Origin of the sequence: Pseudarthrobacter defluvii, from assembly GCF_030816725.1 — a bacterium.
GTDB classification, from domain to species: domain Bacteria; phylum Actinomycetota; class Actinomycetes; order Actinomycetales; family Micrococcaceae; genus Arthrobacter; species Arthrobacter defluvii_A.
Genome location: NZ_JAUSYG010000001.1, coordinates 212,235 through 227,196, shown reverse-complemented (window position 1 = coordinate 227,196; position 14,962 = coordinate 212,235). Strand labels below are relative to the sequence as shown.

Sequence of the window (14,962 nt, the reverse complement as noted above, 5' to 3'; positions counted from 1 at the left end):
CGGAGGGGTTGACGTCCCGGCGCAGTTCCTGACAAACTTTTGGAATCGATTCCAAAAGCCAGGAGCAAGTTGTTATAAGCCGCCATGGAATCGTTTCCAAAGTTCTCCACACATCAGACCCGGCACGGAAAAGGAAGCACCCTTGAACTACGAGCAGTCCTCCCCACAGCCCAATGGGCAGGGAGAAGCCCCGGCCCAGGAACTCCGCGTCGGCGTCGTTGGCATCGGCTGGGCCGGCCAGCAGCACCTGAAGGCTTACGCCGACCTTGCCGGAGTCCGCATCGTGTCGCTGGCGGGAATGGAGGAGGAGCTTCGGGACTCGCTGCAGGCCGAATACTCCATTCCCAACGCCTTCGCTGACTGGCAGGAGATGCTGGATCACGGCGGCCTTGATGCCATCAGCGTGGCGGTGCCCACCTTCCTGCATGCACCCATCGCCATCGCGGCCCTGGACCGGGGACTCCACGTGCTGAGCGAGAAGCCCATCGCGCGTAACGCCGTCGAAGGCCAGGCCATGGTGGACGCGGCACGCAAGGCGGGTCGCGTCCTGGACGTCGCCTTCAACCACCGCCGCCGGGGCGACATCCAGGCGCTCAAGGAGATCATCGACGACGGCGCCCTGGGCCGGCCCTACTACGCCAAGGCATCCTGGCTCCGCCGCTCCGGCATCCCCACGCTGGGCAGCTGGTTCACCAACCCCGAACTGGCAGGCGGCGGACCGCTGGCGGACATTGGCGTGCACGCCATTGACTACGCCCTGCACCTCCTCGGCGAACCGAAAGTGGTGGCCGTCTCCGCCGCCACGCATTCCGAGCTGGGCCCGCAGGGAAGGGGCGGCGGGAGCCGCTATTCTGCCCAGGCCACCAGCCACGCATTCGAGGTGGAGGATTTCGCCTCCGCGTTCCTCCGGCTTGAGGGCGGCGGGACGCTGCTGATCGAGGCCAGCTGGGCAACCTACCGGGAAACGGATGACCTGCTCGACTTTACGGTTTACGGCACCGACGGTGGCGCAGAACTCAAGGTGCAGGGCGCGCCCTTCCCGCCGGTTGGCCAGCTCCGGGTGTTTACGGACAGGGACGGTGAGAGTGCCGATTTCGTGCCTCCGGTGCTGCCCGGCCGCGCGCACGATGCAGTGGTGGAAGACTTCGTCACGGCAGTGCGCGGAGGCGAGGCAGTCTGGGGCGGACACGATGGGTCCCTGGCCCTTTACCGGGCACAGATCATTGACGCGTGCTACCAGTCCGCGTTTGAGCAGAGGGAGGTTCGTCTCTAATGAACGGCAAACTGAGGATCCGTGTGTGGAACGAGGGTGTCCACGAGGCCATCAACGAGCCGTCCCACATCGGCGAGATCTACCCGGACGGCATCCACGGCGCCATCGCCGCAGGCCTCCGTTCCTACTATCCGGAAGCAGAAATTACGACGGCGGTCCTGGCCACCGACGACGAGCACGGCCTCGACGAGGAGGTGCTCGCGGAGACGGACGTCCTGCTCTGGTGGGGCCATATGGCCCACGCCGAGGTGAGTGACGCCGTCGTCGAACGTGTCCACCGGCACGTGCTCGGCGGCATGGGACTGATGGTGCTCCATTCGGGGCACTTCTCGAAGATCTTCACCAAGCTGCTGGGCACCAGCTGCTCGCTGGCCTGGCGGAACGACGGCGAACGCGAGCTGGTCTGGACCGTCAAGCCCTCGCACCCCATCGCCGAGGGCGTGGACAGCCCCATCGTCATCCCCGAGCAGGAGATGTACGGCGAGCTGTTCGACATTCCAGACCCCGACGACCTGATCTTCATCAGCTCCTTCGCGGGCGGGGAGGTGTTCCGTTCCGGCGTCACGTTCACCCGCGGCAAGGGGCGCATCTTTTACTTCAGCCCGGGCGACCAGGAGTACCCGGTGTACCACCACCCGCAGATCCAGCGCGTCCTGGCCAACGGCGTGCGTTGGGCGGCCCAGCCCGGCCTGGACCGTTCCGCTCCCGCCGTGACCAACCCTGCCCGGGAGTGGTTCCAGGGGGCCGAGGGGTCCTAACCGGCCAACACTGTCCAAACCTCGTTAAGGTCCACCACGCTGCCGTCGGCGAAGGCAAAACGCCCGTCCGGCAGGAAGTGTGCGCCGTCCAGCTCCGCGCGCAGGCCTTCGCCACCGAGTCCGACGACGGCGGCATAGTCCCCGTCGGGAGCCTCGCCTGAGGTGCCAATCCAGGGAATCCCCAGGTGCTCCCCCATCGGGTGCGGCGCTTCCCGTTCCCAGCTGCCGCCGTCGTCGAGCGTTCCTCCCCAGGGAACCGGCCGCACTTCGCTGGCGAGCGCGCACCCTGCATCCACGGGCCAGCCCCCAATCTGCAGCCTCCCACCATGGCCAGCGGCACCGCGAACCCGGACCAGCCGCAGTTCCACGGCTCCCCGCGTCAGGGACACCACGGTCATCTCGGGGCCGGGCGTGGCTGTTCCGGCCGCACCGCTGCCGTGGTCGGGGCCGGCGTCCGGATCAACGGTGATCCAGTTTGTGGCCGCCCGGGAGGCACCAATCTGCACGCCACCCCGTTCGACCTGGCCCAGGTACTCAAACCCGGTGCGGTGCGTCAGCCGGCCTGCGGCATCAACGAAGACCACGGCGTTGTCCTGGGACTCCGGTTCCAGGTCAGGGAAGGTGGCGGTGGAGTAGCCCAGCCGGGCGTAGAGCGGCGAATCGGCCACTGTTGCCCCGGGGTTGGCATGGTCGGTTCCGTGGTTTCGGACCCGCACCACGCCGTCGGCCGCTGTGCCGTCCACCTGCCAGCCCGGGGCGGCGATGAACCGCTGTGTGTCCGCGACCTCCACCGGCAACGGCTCCTCCACAGCGGTCCAGACGGGGTGGTCCGCGGGCAGGACCAGGCCCATCATGCCCTTGGCCGCCCAATACGGCGAGCCGGCCCCGGAGTAGGCCTGCTTCATCCCGGGGAACTCGCCGTGGAAACCAATAGTCAGCAGGCCGTCGTCGTTCACGGCCCCGCGCTCCAGGAAGTAGCCCAGGACTCCGGACGCCGCCCGCCGTGAAACGCCGGGGCTGAGCCGGGTGTTTCCTAAAAGCTGGCCGGACCAGAACGGGGCGGCTGCGGCAAACCGGTAAATCAGGCTCCGGCCCTGAATGAGTGGAGCGCCGCTGGCTCCCACCAGGTGCACGGCGTCGTCAAGGAAATCCGCCAGCCGTTCACCGTCGAGCGCGGCCCGGGCCTGGACGCGTGGATCACCAGGTGCCATGAGCTGCAGCAGCTGCGGGTAGACCTGGAAGGCCCACCCCACATAGTGGTCGTAGGCCCGCTCGGGCCCGTCCGCGAACCAGCCGTGGCCCCGGTACAGCGAATCATGGATGGCCAGGCCGGCGTCGATGTCCGCGTCGGAGTAGCGGCCGCCAACGCCGGCCAGGAACATCTCGACCACGATCTGGAACCACACCCAGTTGATGGGCGGGTAATCCTCGCCAATTACCGTCTCGAACCACGCGATCAGCTGCTCCTGGACCCGCTCCGGCAGCTTGTCCCACAAAACCTCCCGCGTGAGCGCCAGGCCCACCGCGAGCGAGGCCGCCTCCACCTTCGCCTGGCCCAGCTCCCCCGGCGTGGGCCAGCGGTCCGGGTTGGCCGGGTCGGTGCCGGCGTCGAGCCCTTGCGCGTACCAGTCGGCGAGCCACCTGGTTCCCTCCGGGTCGCCGGCCATCCGGAAGGACGCCAGCAGGAACGTCCGGGCGAATGCCTCCAGGGAATCACTCCGGGGACCGTAGTTGCTGGTGGCCCCTGGCAGGTAGAGGTTTGCATGGTCATCGGTGGCGAAGCGGTGCGCGGACCGGAGCAGCTGGTCGGCGTAGGCGCACCAGTGCTCACGCGTCAGGCCGGTGAACGGGGAAAGCTCATGATCCAGCGGCGGAAGTGCCAGGGCAGTGGAAAGGGCGGAGGTGGGCATGGGTTCCTTGGTCTTGTCAGGCGCCCGCGAGCCAGGCGATGGCCCGCAGGAGGATGGCGCGGTGTTCCGGGGATCGGTAGGAGGCGGTGTCATGGCCCAGGGCGTCATAGAAGGTCCGCCCCGGCCGGCCGCCGGAGGGCGGCCGCTCGAAGCTCCACATCAGCGGATGGTCCCGTCCCTCGTGAGTGTGGGTGGCGTGAACGATGATGTCCGGGCAGGTGCGGAGATGGCTGTAGCGCTCATCGGGCAGCACAAAATCGGGAACGCCGGCAACAACGGGCCCGGAAGCACGAAGCACATTGACGGCGGCCGGCCCGTAGTCCGGGTGCATGGACGTGCCCCGGACCCAGCGGCCACCCAGTCCTTCCTCCCAGGCGGGCAGGTCCACGAAGCTGGTGGAGCTTGAATGAGTCACCAGCAGCGGCCGGTCCGTGCCCAGCCACCGGGCGAGTCCTGCCGAGGCGTCGGGTGTCCCCGGCGAGGGGCGGCCGTCGCGGGGCAGCCCCACATTCACGGCCAGCAAGGCTGGGAGGTCAGCGGCGTCCGCATGCGCAAGGTCCGCCAGGGCTCCGTCCACATCACCGGACATGACGACGCCGAACCCCGCCTCCCGCAGCAGGCCCGCCACCGCACCGGAAGTGTCAGTAAACGGGTGCCAGGGGTCTGCGTACCGCCCTTCCCCGCTGAGGAGCAGGGCCGCGGGCGCGTTGTCCTGCGTGGCCGTCACAGGGAATCCTGCAGCACGCCCGTGGCGGGAACCCGCGGAGCTCCTATGGATGAGTCCCGCAGGATCAACTCGGGGTTGAGCTCCACGCGGTGCACCGGCCGCATGCGCCCTTCGGCGAGCCGGGCCGCCATCAGCTGCACCGCCACCTTGCCTACGTACTGCTTGGGCGGACGGACCGCGGAGATGGCCGGCTCTGCCAGGTAGGCCACCTCGTCGTCGTAGCCCACGATGGCGATGTCCCCGGGCACCTGCAGTCCCTTGTCCACGCAGTGCTGCACGAATGCCACCGCCTGGGTGTCGGAGTGGACCAGCATGGCAGTGGTGCCGGTCTTGCCGCAGAGCTCCAGGACATGGTCGAAGTGTGCACTGCGCCCGCCATTGGCCTGTTTGACCGAATCCTCGTGAACGGTGTCCTTGAGCGGGATCTTCAGTGCCGCCAGGGCCTGTTGCCAGCCGCGCACCACATGTGGGCTGGTGGGGCTGGATGAGTCCGTCAGGCAGCCGATCCGCCGGTGCCCTTCCTGCCACAGATGGCGCGCCGCCATGCCGGCACCAAAGGCATGGTCCGTGGCCACCCACTCCAGCCGGTGGGCCGGAACCTCCGCGGGTGCGCGCCGTTCGGCCAGCACCACGGGAATGGGAAGCGCGTTCAGCCACCGCAACAGATCCTGTCCGTGTTCGCCGCCCATGTCCGGCGCCACGATCAGTCCGTCAATGTTCTGGGTGTCCAGCAGGGCCTGTACCTGGCGGCGGTTGTCCGCGGCGTCATACGTGGAACCCCGGACCAGGATCCGCAGGTTCTGTTCCTCGGCTGCGGCGCGGGCGCCGCTGATCACCTGCGGCCAGTAGTAATCCAGCGACGGCACCACCATGCCGATTGAGTAGCTGTTGGTAGCTGCCCGCCCCGTCGCGGCCCGGTCCAGCGGGCTGGGGAGCGTGGCTCCGCCGTGCACGCGGGACACCAGCCCCTCATCCGCCAGGAGGTTCACATCGCGGCGGATGGTGAGTTCGCTGACACCCATTTTGATGGCGATATCACGGACCGTGATAGCGCCGTGGGCGCGCAACTCCTCCATGAGCCGCTCCCTGCGCTGGAGCGAGAAGAGGGACTTTCCTGCGGACTCGACGGGTTGGTCAGGACTCATGATGTTGCCTCCACAGTGAGGGTGAATGCGCCATCGGCGCCTGTTGATGCCGGCATGCGGAACCGCAGCCGGGTCAGCCTGGCTCCCCAGATGTCCGCCAGCAGCGGATCCTCCAACTCCCATTCGTCCACCAGGACGACGGCGGAGGCCGGCTCCCAGCGCAGCACGGCACCGCGGCCGGCTGGCTTTCCAGGGGTTCCGGAGACGGGAACACCGGCTGGTTCCACGGTGGCCGTGCCGTCCGGTCCACGGCGCAAGGCGCCTGCCGTGAGGTAGGTGATGTCGACGTCGGGCGTCCCTCCAGCGGTGGGCGGCGGAAGCTCCCAACGGTCCGCGATGGTGGCGTGGCCCCTGTCCCTGTCCAGGCCGGAGGTGCGCACCCACTGCCCCGGCTCAAAACCGTAGGCGGCCCCGAGCGCCAGTTCCATCAGGGACTGGTCCGCGGTGGGGTGCCGCAGGACGTGCGCTGTGAATTCACTTCCGGTGCCCTGTTCGAGGCCATGTGGTGCCGGAACGTTGTGCCAGGAGCTCTGCATGGCGCGGATGTCGTAGCGGTCCGGGCCGAAGGTCTTGGCCGTATAGGTGGGCTGGCCGGCGTCCACCAGGAGGGGCACGCCGTCCACCGCCACCACTACGGACCCCACGTCACGGTGGTTGTGGTGCTCACCGTTGTGGCCGCCTTTCGCCGCCAGGAGCAGGCCTTCCACGGACCCTGCGGTTTCGCGGGCCACCATGATCTGCACGGACCCGAGATAGGTGAAGGGAACCAGCGGTGCCGCGGCGGTTGGGCCTGGCGAAGCGGCGAGCAGCGAATGCAGGACGCGCCCCAGCCCGGCAGCGGCCCCAGGGTGAGGGGCCAGCATTGACGCGGCGTGGTGCGCCAGCATCCTGGTCCCCCAGCCGCACCGCCCAGCTGTGCAGCATGTCCCAGGGGAGCGCTTCCGCCGCCCGTGCCGGACCGTCTGCCACGTTGAGGAACCAGGCGCCGCCGATGTGCATGCGGTGCGGGAAGGACACCAGTTCACGGATCAGGGGCAGTCCGGCGTCAAGGGCGCCTCCGGTGGCCTCCTCCAGCAGCTTCAGACCCTCCAGAGCCCGCCCCGCGCCGTTCCACCAATAAGCGAATCCTTCATCGATGGCACCGTCAGCGGGGATTGAGGCAAGGAACCGGTCCAGGCCCTCGATGCACCGCTCCACGATCTCCGCCTGAAGGTGCGGATCCCCGACCAGGAACAGCGCGGCCGCGATCAGGTTTGAATGGATCCACGGGTTCCAGTTGTGGACGTCCCCGTCGAGGCCCAGCCAGTGCCAGTCCAGCCGCTCCAGGAACGGCTGGAAGACCCGCGTGGCCGCTTCGTCGCGCATGCGCCGCCGCAGGCCCGGGGCCCGGGCGTCCAGTTCGCTGCCCAACAGGTGGTCCAGCCAGCCCAGCTGGGCCGCCACCTCGCCGGCCCCAAGATCCAGGAAGGGCCGGGCCATGTCCGGAACCACCTCCGCGGAGCGGCTGAACACGTCGTCATGGGCAGCCCAGCTCCAGGAGCTCTGTTCACACATGAGGTATGCGCCGTCGATCACTTCGTCCAGCCACGCGCTGGCGGCTTCCCGGTCCGTTGTGGTCAGGGCCATCACCACCGCGCGGGTGAGCCTCTGCTGCCGTGCGGCCACCAGGTTCTCATACGCTGTGCGGTTGCCGTCGCGGAAGTAGCGCGCGTAGTGGGAGACCAGGGGCTGCGGCCAGGGCACTCCACGTTCACTGGCTGCCTGTTCCTTTAGCGCGCCCAGGGCATCACCGGGAACTGAACGCCATGCCGGAGCGCCGGCGGGCGGGACGGACACACGTCCCGTTGCTCCCTCCAGCGACCGGACGAGTCCCGCAGCGGTTGCGGCGGAACCCCACGAGGAGGCGAGCAGGGCAGAGGTGGTGAAAGCGGGAGGAAGGCCAGCGGTAGATGACATGCGTACCGATTCTTTTGTTCGATTACGATCGTTTCAGAACGATCAGGACCAGCTTGGATGTTCTGTCTTGTTTATGAGTATCTACTGATTGTTAGATGTGATGCAAGACATGAAACGCGGCATCCCCGCATCCCGCTCAGAAAAGAAAGGAGGCCCGAATGCCGCGTAAACCCAAGGCCCTGCTGGTCATGAACCGTGGAACATTTGCAGACCAGTTCGATTCCACGCGACTTGAACGCTTGGCGGGCCTGGTGGACCTCGGCGCCGAGCCGTGGACCGAGTCCCTCGAACGGCCGGACCTCACGGGCCGCCTCGCCGACGTCGAAATCCTGCTCACAAGCTGGGGCGTACCCCGGCTGGACGCCCCCACGCTGGCACGCATGCCAAAGCTTCGCGCGGTGTTCCACTGCGCTGGAACCGTGCGCAGCTTTGTCACTCCTGAACTGTGGGAGCGGGGCATCCTGGTCACCAACGGTGCCGACGCCAACGCCATCCCGGTGGCGGAGTTCACCTTTGCCTCCATCGTGCTCGCCGGAAAGAAGGCCCACGTGCTGGCCAACGATGCCCGCACCTACCGGGAGGACTGGAGCTACACGACGCAGCGGGGTGAGTTGGGCAACATCGGCCGGGTCATCGGTGTCATCGGGTTCTCCCGCATTGGACGCCGGGTGGTGCGGCTGGTCCAGCAGCTGCAGGATGTCCGCTGCCTGGTGAGCGATCCCTATGCGGATCCTGATGCCGTGGCGGCGGCCGGCGGACAATTGGTGTCCCTTCCCGACCTGCTGGCCGCTTCAGACATTGTGACGGTGCATGCTCCTGCCCTCCCCGAGACCAGGCACATGATCGGTGCGGCCGAGCTGCGCGCCATGAAAGACCACGCAACCCTGATCAACACAGCCAGGGGATCCCTCGTGGATACGAAAGCCCTCGAAGCCGAGTGCGCCAGTGGGCGCATCCAGGCCCTGCTGGACGTAACCGATCCCGAACCGCTGCCCGCGGATTCGGTGCTGTACGACCTTCCCAACGTGGAGCTCACCCCACACATCGCAGGTTCTCTGGGCACCGAAACCCGCCGTATGTCCGACGCCGCCCTGAATGACCTGGAACGGTACCTCACCGGCCAGCAACTGGCGGCGCAAGTGGTGTCCGCGGACCTTTCGCTCAGCGCCTGACAACATAACCGCCGCAGCCCGCGGCACATTTGAAACCCTAGTAAGGAGACCGCAATGAAGCGCACAACCCTCGCCGCCATGGCCCTGGCAGTAACTGCCGGCCTTGGACTCACCGGCTGCGCCGGGGCAGCCGGCCCCGCCGAACAGCAGGGCCAGGAGGGCAAGACCCGCCTCACCGTATCCGTGTGGAACTACGAAGGCACCCCGGAGTTCAAGGCGCTGTTCGACAGCTACGAGGCCGCCAACCCTACCGTGGACATTGAACCCGTCGACATCCTGGCGGACGATTACCCCCAGAAAGTCACCACCATGCTTGCCGGCGGTGACACCACGGACGTCCTGACCATGAAGAACGTCATCGACTACGCCCGCTACGCCAACAACGGCCAGCTGCAGGAAATCAACAACGTGGTGGACAAGGTGGGCAAGGACAACCTGGCCGGCATCGACGCGTTCGACATCAACGGCAAGTACTTCGCAGCACCGTACCGGCAGGACTTCTGGCTGCTGTACTACAACAAGGACCTGCTCAAGGCCGCCGGCGTAGAGAACCCGGCGAACCTGACCTGGGACGAGTACACGGCGCTGGCCAAGAAGCTCACCACTGAAACGGGCGGCAAAAAGGTCTACGGCACCTACCACCACATCTGGCGTTCGGTGGTGCAGGCCATAGCCGCCGCGCAGAACAGCGCCGACCAGAACTCCGGCGACTACAGCTTCTTCAAGGACCAGTACAACACCGCCCTGGACCTGCAGAAGAGCGGCGCCACGCTGGACTTCGGAACGGCCAAGAGCCAGAAGACCAGCTACCGCACCATGTTTGAAAGCGGCCAGGCAGCCATGATGCCCATGGGTACCTGGTACATCGCCGGCATTTTGCAGGCCAAGAAGGACGGAAAATCCAACGTTAACTGGGCCCTGGCACCCATGCCGCAGAAGAGCAGCGACGGCAAGGTCACCACGTTCGGCTCCCCCACGGCTTTCGCGGTGAACAAGAACGCCGCACACTCAGACGAGGCAAAGAAGTTCATCGAATGGGCGGCCGGTGAAGAGGGCGCCAAGGCAATCTCCAAGATCGGCGTTGTCCCTGCCCTGCAGAACGATGCCGTCAAGGACGCCTACTTCAAGCTGGACGGCATGCCCACCGACGACCTGTCCAAGAAGGCCTTCACCCCGGACCAGATTGCCCTGGAAATGCCGGTCAGCGACAAGTCCGCCGCTACCGACAAGGTCCTCAACCAGGAGCACGACCTCGTCATGGTGGGTGAGCGCTCCGTGGATGACGGGACCGCCGAGATGGGCAAGCGCGTCAAGAGCGAAGTCCTCGGTCAGTAACAGCAGTCATGACTACTGAAACCGTTCCTTCAAAGGTTGCCCCGGTCCTCAGCCGGGGCAACCGGAAGCAGGCCAGGCGGAACACCCTGATCGGCTGGACGTTCATCCTGCCGAACTTCCTGGGATTCCTGGCCTTCACCCTCATTCCGGTGCTGGCAGCGTTTGCCCTCTCCTTCATGGAGTGGACCTCCTTCACCGCCCCCAAGTGGGTGGGACTGGCCAACTTCCAGCGGATGTTCGCCAGCGACTCCTTCTGGGTGGCACTGCGGAACACCGTGGTCTACGCCATCGGGCACGTTCCGCTCACCATGGCCCTGGCCCTCCTGCTGGCCATGCTGCTGAACCGCAAACTCAAAGGCATCGGCTTCTTCCGGGTGGCCATCTTCTTCCCGTACATCACGTCCCTGGTGGCAGTGGCCGTGGTCTGGAACATGCTCTTCAGCCCGGACAACGGCCCCATCAACCAGTTCCTGCATGCCATTGGCATCGCCAACGCCCCGGGCTGGACCTCCAGTTCGGACTGGGCCCTGCCGGCCGTCATCATCACCAGCGTCTGGCGCGACATGGGCTACTACATGGTCCTGTACCTTGCCGGCCTGCAGGCCATTCCCAGCGAGCTGTACGAGGCGGCAGAAGTGGACGGCGCCAGCGCCTGGCAGCGCTTCTGGAACGTCACCATCCCGTCCCTGCGGCCCACCACGTTCTTTGTGGTGGTCATGCTGACCGTCTCCAGTTTCAAGGTCTTCGACCTGATCGTGGTCATGACCAACGGCGGCCCGGGACGCTCCACCACGGTGCTGTCGCAGCTCATCTACCAGGAGGGCATCGGCGAAGGGAAGTTCGGCTACTCCTCGGCCATCTCCCTGGTGCTGTTCCTCATCGTGCTGACGGTCACCGTCCTGCAGTTCAAGATCCAACAGCGGAGGGAACGCTGATGACCAACATGGCCGAAGACCTCAAGGCCGAGGCACCCTTCCTGGGATCCAGCGCCCCTGCCGCGGAAGACCGCCGTCGTACGGACCGCAAGCGCTCTCCGCGCGAGCGTAAGAAGCGCACCACGGACGTGGTGATCTACGCCGTACTCGCCGTCCTGGTGGTGGCGCTGATGGTGCCGTTCATCTGGATGGTGTCCTCCTCGCTGAAGGAGAACAACCAGGTCCTCACCGTCCCCATCCAGTGGATCCCCAGCGAGTTCGTGTGGAGCAACTACACGGACATCTGGACCCGCATCCCCATGATGGGCTACCTGCAGAACTCGCTGTACCTGGCCGTGATCATCACGTGCCTGCAGGTGCTCACCGGCTCGCTGGCCGCATACGGCTTCTCCAAGGTGCGCTTCCCCGGCAGGGACGTGCTGTTCCTGGCATACATCGGCACCATCGCCGTGCCGTGGCAGGCCTACATGGTGCCGCAGTACATCATGATGCAGAACCTGGGCCTGACCAACAGCTTCAACGCCCTGATCCTGCTGCAGGCGTTCGGCGCGTTCGGCGTGTTCCTGATGCGGCAGTACTACATGACCATTCCTGATGAGCTGTGCGAGGCCGCCCGCATCGATGGCCTGAGCGAATACGGCATCTGGGCGCGGGTCATCCTGCCGCTGTCCAAGCCGGCACTGGCCAGCCTGGCGCTGCTGACGTTCGTGAACACCTGGAACGACTACATGGGGCCGTTCATCTACCTCACGTCCAACCGGCTGTGGACGGTCCAGCTGGGCCTGCGCTCCTTTGTGGGCCAGTTCGACGCCGAATACGCCATGATCATGACCGGTTCCGTCATCTCGGTGATCCCCATCCTGGCGATCTTCCTGCTCGGCCAGCGGTACTTCATCCAGGGCATCGCCACGAGCGGCATGAAAGGATGACGTCCGTGGCACAGCACCCCAGCCGCCCCCGGCGCGGCCTTGCCGGGCGAATCCCCAGCCCGGGGTTCGAAACGTTCGGTGGCATCTTTGGCTTCATCTACACCTTCCTGGCCGGGAACGTGATGATGGCGCTGGCCAATGCCCCGCTGGTGCTGTGCCTGGCCCTGGTGGCGGACCCACTCGCCGCCTGGCCGTTCTTCCTGGCGCTTTCCGTCACGGTGCCACCGTCGCTCGCCGGGCTCTTTGCCTCCTTCCAGGCATTGAACGACGACGGCGCCGCGGCCAGGCCGGTTACTTCCTTCCTGCGGGGCTACCGGCGCGGCTTCCGGCGGGCCGCCCCGCTGGGCCTGGCCGCCGTCGCCGTACTGCTGTTCCTCGGCGTGGACCTGGCCATCGTCCAGTCCATGCCGGCCGCGGCCATCCTGCTACCCGTGATCATGGTGGCCGCAGCCGTCACGGTCAGCGTGGCAGTGATGGCGGTTGCCGGCGTCGTCATCCTTCCTGATGCCGGGCTGAAGAGCCTGCTCAAAGCCTCCCTCTACCTTTCCGTGAAGCGCTGGTACCTGAGCCTGGCCATGCTGGTGCTGCTGGGAATCATCGCTTCGGCCGCGCTCCTCCAGCCGGTACTGGGTGTTGCCCTGGCGCCGGCCCCGTTGCTGTTCGTGGTGTGGAGCAACGCCGCCTTTGCCTTCTCCACCGCACTCCGCACTTCCTAGGACCCTGCGGCGGCCCGCAAGGGCGTCATTGACCTCGGGCCTGCACGGGCGCATATTGAAATCGTTAAGCGATGGGTCCGGCAGGCTCTGGACGGAATCACCCTCCCTGCCGGGCATCCCCGAAGCACCTCAGCGCGCCCACGGATGAATTCAAAAACCACTCCTGCCCCAGGAGGAAGACATGCCCGCAGTAACCGTCAAGGATCTTGCCACCAAATCCTTCAATGAGCCGGATGAGAAACGCCGCCCGCCCAAGACCCAGGTTGATGTAGTCAGCATTGGCGGTGCCACCCTGGGCCGTTTGACCTTCGAGCCCGGCTGGCGCTGGTCAGAGACGGTCAAGACCGTTGTCCATACGGACAGCTGCCAGAACAACCACCTCGGCTTCTGCACCGCCGGCACCCTCACCGTTCAACTCGACGACGGAACCCGGAAGACCATCCATGCCGGCGACGCCTATTCCATTCCCGCCGGGCATGACGCCTGGGTGGAAGACGACGAGACGTTCGTTGGCTTTGAGGTCATGAGCGCGGCGGAGTACGCCAAGCCGGACTGACTGCTGGGCGCCAGGCGAAGCAGCAGCAGTAAAGGGAGGCCCGCCAGGACCTCCCTTTACTGCTGCCTGGGCCTACCGTTGAGGGGAACACAACGATCGGAGAGCAATGAAAGTCACCATCATCGGCGGCAGCGGCCACATCGGTTCGTACCTGGTCCCCCGGCTGGTGCGCGCCGGCCACGAGGTCACCAACATCAGCCGCGGCACCAGCAAGCCCTATACGGACGGGCCGGAATGGCAGCAGGTCCACCAGGTCAGCGCAGACCGCCAGCAGGCGGAGAGGGACGGAACGTTCGGTGACCGGGTTGCCGGCCTGAAGCCCGACGCTGTCGTAGACCTGGTCTGCTTCACCCTCGAATCGGCGACGTCGCTGGTTCAACGGCTTCGCGGCGAGGTGGGGCACCTGCTGCACTGCGGTTCCATCTGGCGTTACGGGCATAGCCTGAAGCTGCCCATCAGGGAAGGCTCTGATTCTGCCGCTGAACCCTTTGGCGAGTACGGCGTCCAGAAAAACCGGATCGCGTTGATGCTGCAGGAGGAGACGGCCCGCGGCGGCCTGGTCACAACGTCCCTGCACCCCGGCCACATCGTGGGCCCGGGATGGCACCCGGTCGGTCCGCTCGGAAACCTCGACCCCGCCGTCTGGCAGACACTTTCCGCCGGCCAGCCCCTCCGGGTCCCCGGCAGCGGCGCCGAGCTGATGCACCACGTGCACGCCGACGATGTTGCCCAGGCTTTCGAGAAGGCCATCGCGCAGCGTGAGGCGGCCGCCGGTGAGGACTTCAACATCGTCGCCCCCACCGCGTTGACCGTGCGCGGCTACGCGGACATCGCGGCGGCTTGGTTCGGGCATGCCGCGGTGCTGGAGACGGTCAGCTGGGAGCGGTTCCGTGAAGACACCTCCCGGGAGTACGCCGAGTCGAGCTGGGAGCACCTCTACCGCAGCCACTGCTTCAGCATCGAGAAGGCAGCCTCCGTTCTGGGCTACGCACCCAGGTATGAGCCGGAGCAGGCCGTCTTCGAATCCATCCAATGGCTGATCGACCACGGCCGGCTGCACGTCGCCCGCCCGCTGGGAGTTCCGGCAGGCTGAGCGTTTGGACCGTGCCGTCACGCGGAGCAGCCTTTAGCAGGACGGCCGACGGCGGGAGGCCGGGTTTGCGCGGTTGCCGGGCAAAAGGCGGGCCGAAAGGATGCCCTGCGTGACGCCGTCGGGCGTTACTTGCCGCCTCCTCATCACATCGCTGGGCAAAAATACGACGGCGGATGGGCGACAAACTCGAAAGTATGCTTACTATTGAGGGGTCAGGTTCTGGTGCATGCCGGAGCGAGCACGAACTGTAAGGAGTAACTCCATGGGTTTGGATGACAAGATCGGCAATGCCGCAGAGAAGCTTGGCGGCAAAGGCAAGGAAGCTGCCGGAAACGCTAGTGGCGACGAAAGCCTGAAGGCCGAAGGCAAGACTGACCAGTCCAAGTCGGACCTGAAGCAGGCCGGCGAGCACGTCAAGGACGCCTTCAAGAAGGATTAGTTCGACGCCTCAACGAAT

At 66.2% G+C, this 14,962-nt stretch carries 15 protein-coding genes; 10 read left to right on the top strand and 5 right to left on the bottom strand.

All coding sequences use genetic code 11. The features are described 5' to 3' along the window. Positions 1-142 precede the first annotated feature (142 nt). Both QF031_RS00960 and QF031_RS00955 read left to right on the top strand, forming a co-directional pair. Positions 143-1,273 (top strand): Gfo/Idh/MocA family protein, encoded by a 1,131-nt coding sequence (locus tag QF031_RS00960; RefSeq protein ID WP_307422860.1) that lies wholly within the window; start codon positions 143-145, stop codon positions 1,271-1,273. Beyond that, on the top strand, positions 1,273-2,031 hold the full coding sequence (locus QF031_RS00955) for a ThuA domain-containing protein (protein ID WP_307422857.1): 759 nt from the start codon (positions 1,273-1,275) through the stop codon (positions 2,029-2,031). The genes QF031_RS00960 and QF031_RS00955 overlap by 1 nt, the downstream gene beginning before the upstream one ends. Here the strand turns inward: QF031_RS00955 and QF031_RS00950 are convergent. From QF031_RS00950 to QF031_RS00930, 5 genes are read right to left on the bottom strand one after another with little or no spacing between them, the layout of a single operon-like run. Continuing rightward, positions 2,028-3,941: a DUF2264 domain-containing protein gene (locus QF031_RS00950; RefSeq protein WP_307422855.1), complete on the bottom strand. Its 1,914-nt coding sequence runs from the start codon at positions 3,939-3,941 to the stop codon at positions 2,028-2,030. The two genes, QF031_RS00955 and QF031_RS00950, sit on opposite strands and share 4 nt — an antisense overlap. Before the next feature lie 16 nt (positions 3,942-3,957). Then, positions 3,958-4,668, bottom strand: a complete 711-nt coding sequence (locus QF031_RS00945) for a ThuA domain-containing protein (RefSeq protein ID WP_307422850.1) — start codon at positions 4,666-4,668, stop codon at positions 3,958-3,960. Continuing rightward, the gene (locus QF031_RS00940; protein ID WP_307422847.1) at positions 4,665-5,813 is read right to left on the bottom strand and encodes a substrate-binding domain-containing protein; all 1,149 of its coding nucleotides are present in this window, start codon (positions 5,811-5,813) and stop codon (positions 4,665-4,667) included. The genes QF031_RS00945 and QF031_RS00940 overlap by 4 nt, the downstream gene beginning before the upstream one ends. Further along, on the bottom strand, positions 5,810-6,556 hold the full coding sequence (locus QF031_RS00935) for a hypothetical protein (protein ID WP_370874459.1): 747 nt from the start codon (positions 6,554-6,556) through the stop codon (positions 5,810-5,812). The genes QF031_RS00940 and QF031_RS00935 overlap by 4 nt, the downstream gene beginning before the upstream one ends. Beyond that, the gene (locus tag QF031_RS00930; protein WP_307422842.1) at positions 6,477-7,769 is read right to left on the bottom strand and encodes a hypothetical protein; all 1,293 of its coding nucleotides are present in this window, start codon (positions 7,767-7,769) and stop codon (positions 6,477-6,479) included. Before QF031_RS00930 ends, QF031_RS00935 begins: the two co-directional genes overlap by 80 nt. A 158-nt stretch (positions 7,770-7,927) precedes the next feature. On the opposite strand from QF031_RS00930, the gene QF031_RS00925 reads away from it, so the two are divergent. From QF031_RS00925 to QF031_RS00890, 8 genes are all read left to right on the top strand, one after another. Next, on the top strand, positions 7,928-8,941 hold the full coding sequence (locus QF031_RS00925; protein WP_307422838.1) for a hydroxyacid dehydrogenase: 1,014 nt from the start codon (positions 7,928-7,930) through the stop codon (positions 8,939-8,941). A 54-nt stretch (positions 8,942-8,995) separates the two neighbouring features. After that, complete coding sequence (locus tag QF031_RS00920; protein WP_307422835.1) at positions 8,996-10,276, top strand: ABC transporter substrate-binding protein; 1,281 nt, start codon at positions 8,996-8,998, stop codon at positions 10,274-10,276. Positions 10,277-10,284: 8 nt separating this feature from the next. Beyond that, the gene (locus tag QF031_RS00915; protein ID WP_307422833.1) at positions 10,285-11,211 is read left to right on the top strand and encodes a carbohydrate ABC transporter permease; all 927 of its coding nucleotides are present in this window, start codon (positions 10,285-10,287) and stop codon (positions 11,209-11,211) included. After that, on the top strand, positions 11,211-12,140 hold the full coding sequence (locus tag QF031_RS00910; RefSeq protein WP_307422830.1) for a carbohydrate ABC transporter permease: 930 nt from the start codon (positions 11,211-11,213) through the stop codon (positions 12,138-12,140). The genes QF031_RS00915 and QF031_RS00910 overlap by 1 nt, the downstream gene beginning before the upstream one ends. Then, entirely contained in the window at positions 12,137-12,856 is a 720-nt protein-coding gene (locus tag QF031_RS00905) for a hypothetical protein (RefSeq protein ID WP_307422827.1), read from the top strand. The genes QF031_RS00910 and QF031_RS00905 overlap by 4 nt, the downstream gene beginning before the upstream one ends. Before the next feature lie 181 nt (positions 12,857-13,037). Then, the gene (locus tag QF031_RS00900; RefSeq protein ID WP_307422824.1) at positions 13,038-13,412 is read left to right on the top strand and encodes a cupin domain-containing protein; all 375 of its coding nucleotides are present in this window, start codon (positions 13,038-13,040) and stop codon (positions 13,410-13,412) included. A gap of 106 nt (positions 13,413-13,518) precedes the next feature. Next, positions 13,519-14,505, top strand: coding sequence for an NAD-dependent epimerase/dehydratase family protein (locus tag QF031_RS00895; RefSeq protein ID WP_307422819.1), 987 nt, complete (start codon positions 13,519-13,521; stop codon positions 14,503-14,505). A gap of 262 nt (positions 14,506-14,767) precedes the next feature. Continuing rightward, positions 14,768-14,944, top strand: coding sequence for a CsbD family protein (locus QF031_RS00890; protein ID WP_307422816.1), 177 nt, complete (start codon positions 14,768-14,770; stop codon positions 14,942-14,944). Positions 14,945-14,962: the final 18 nt, after the last annotated feature.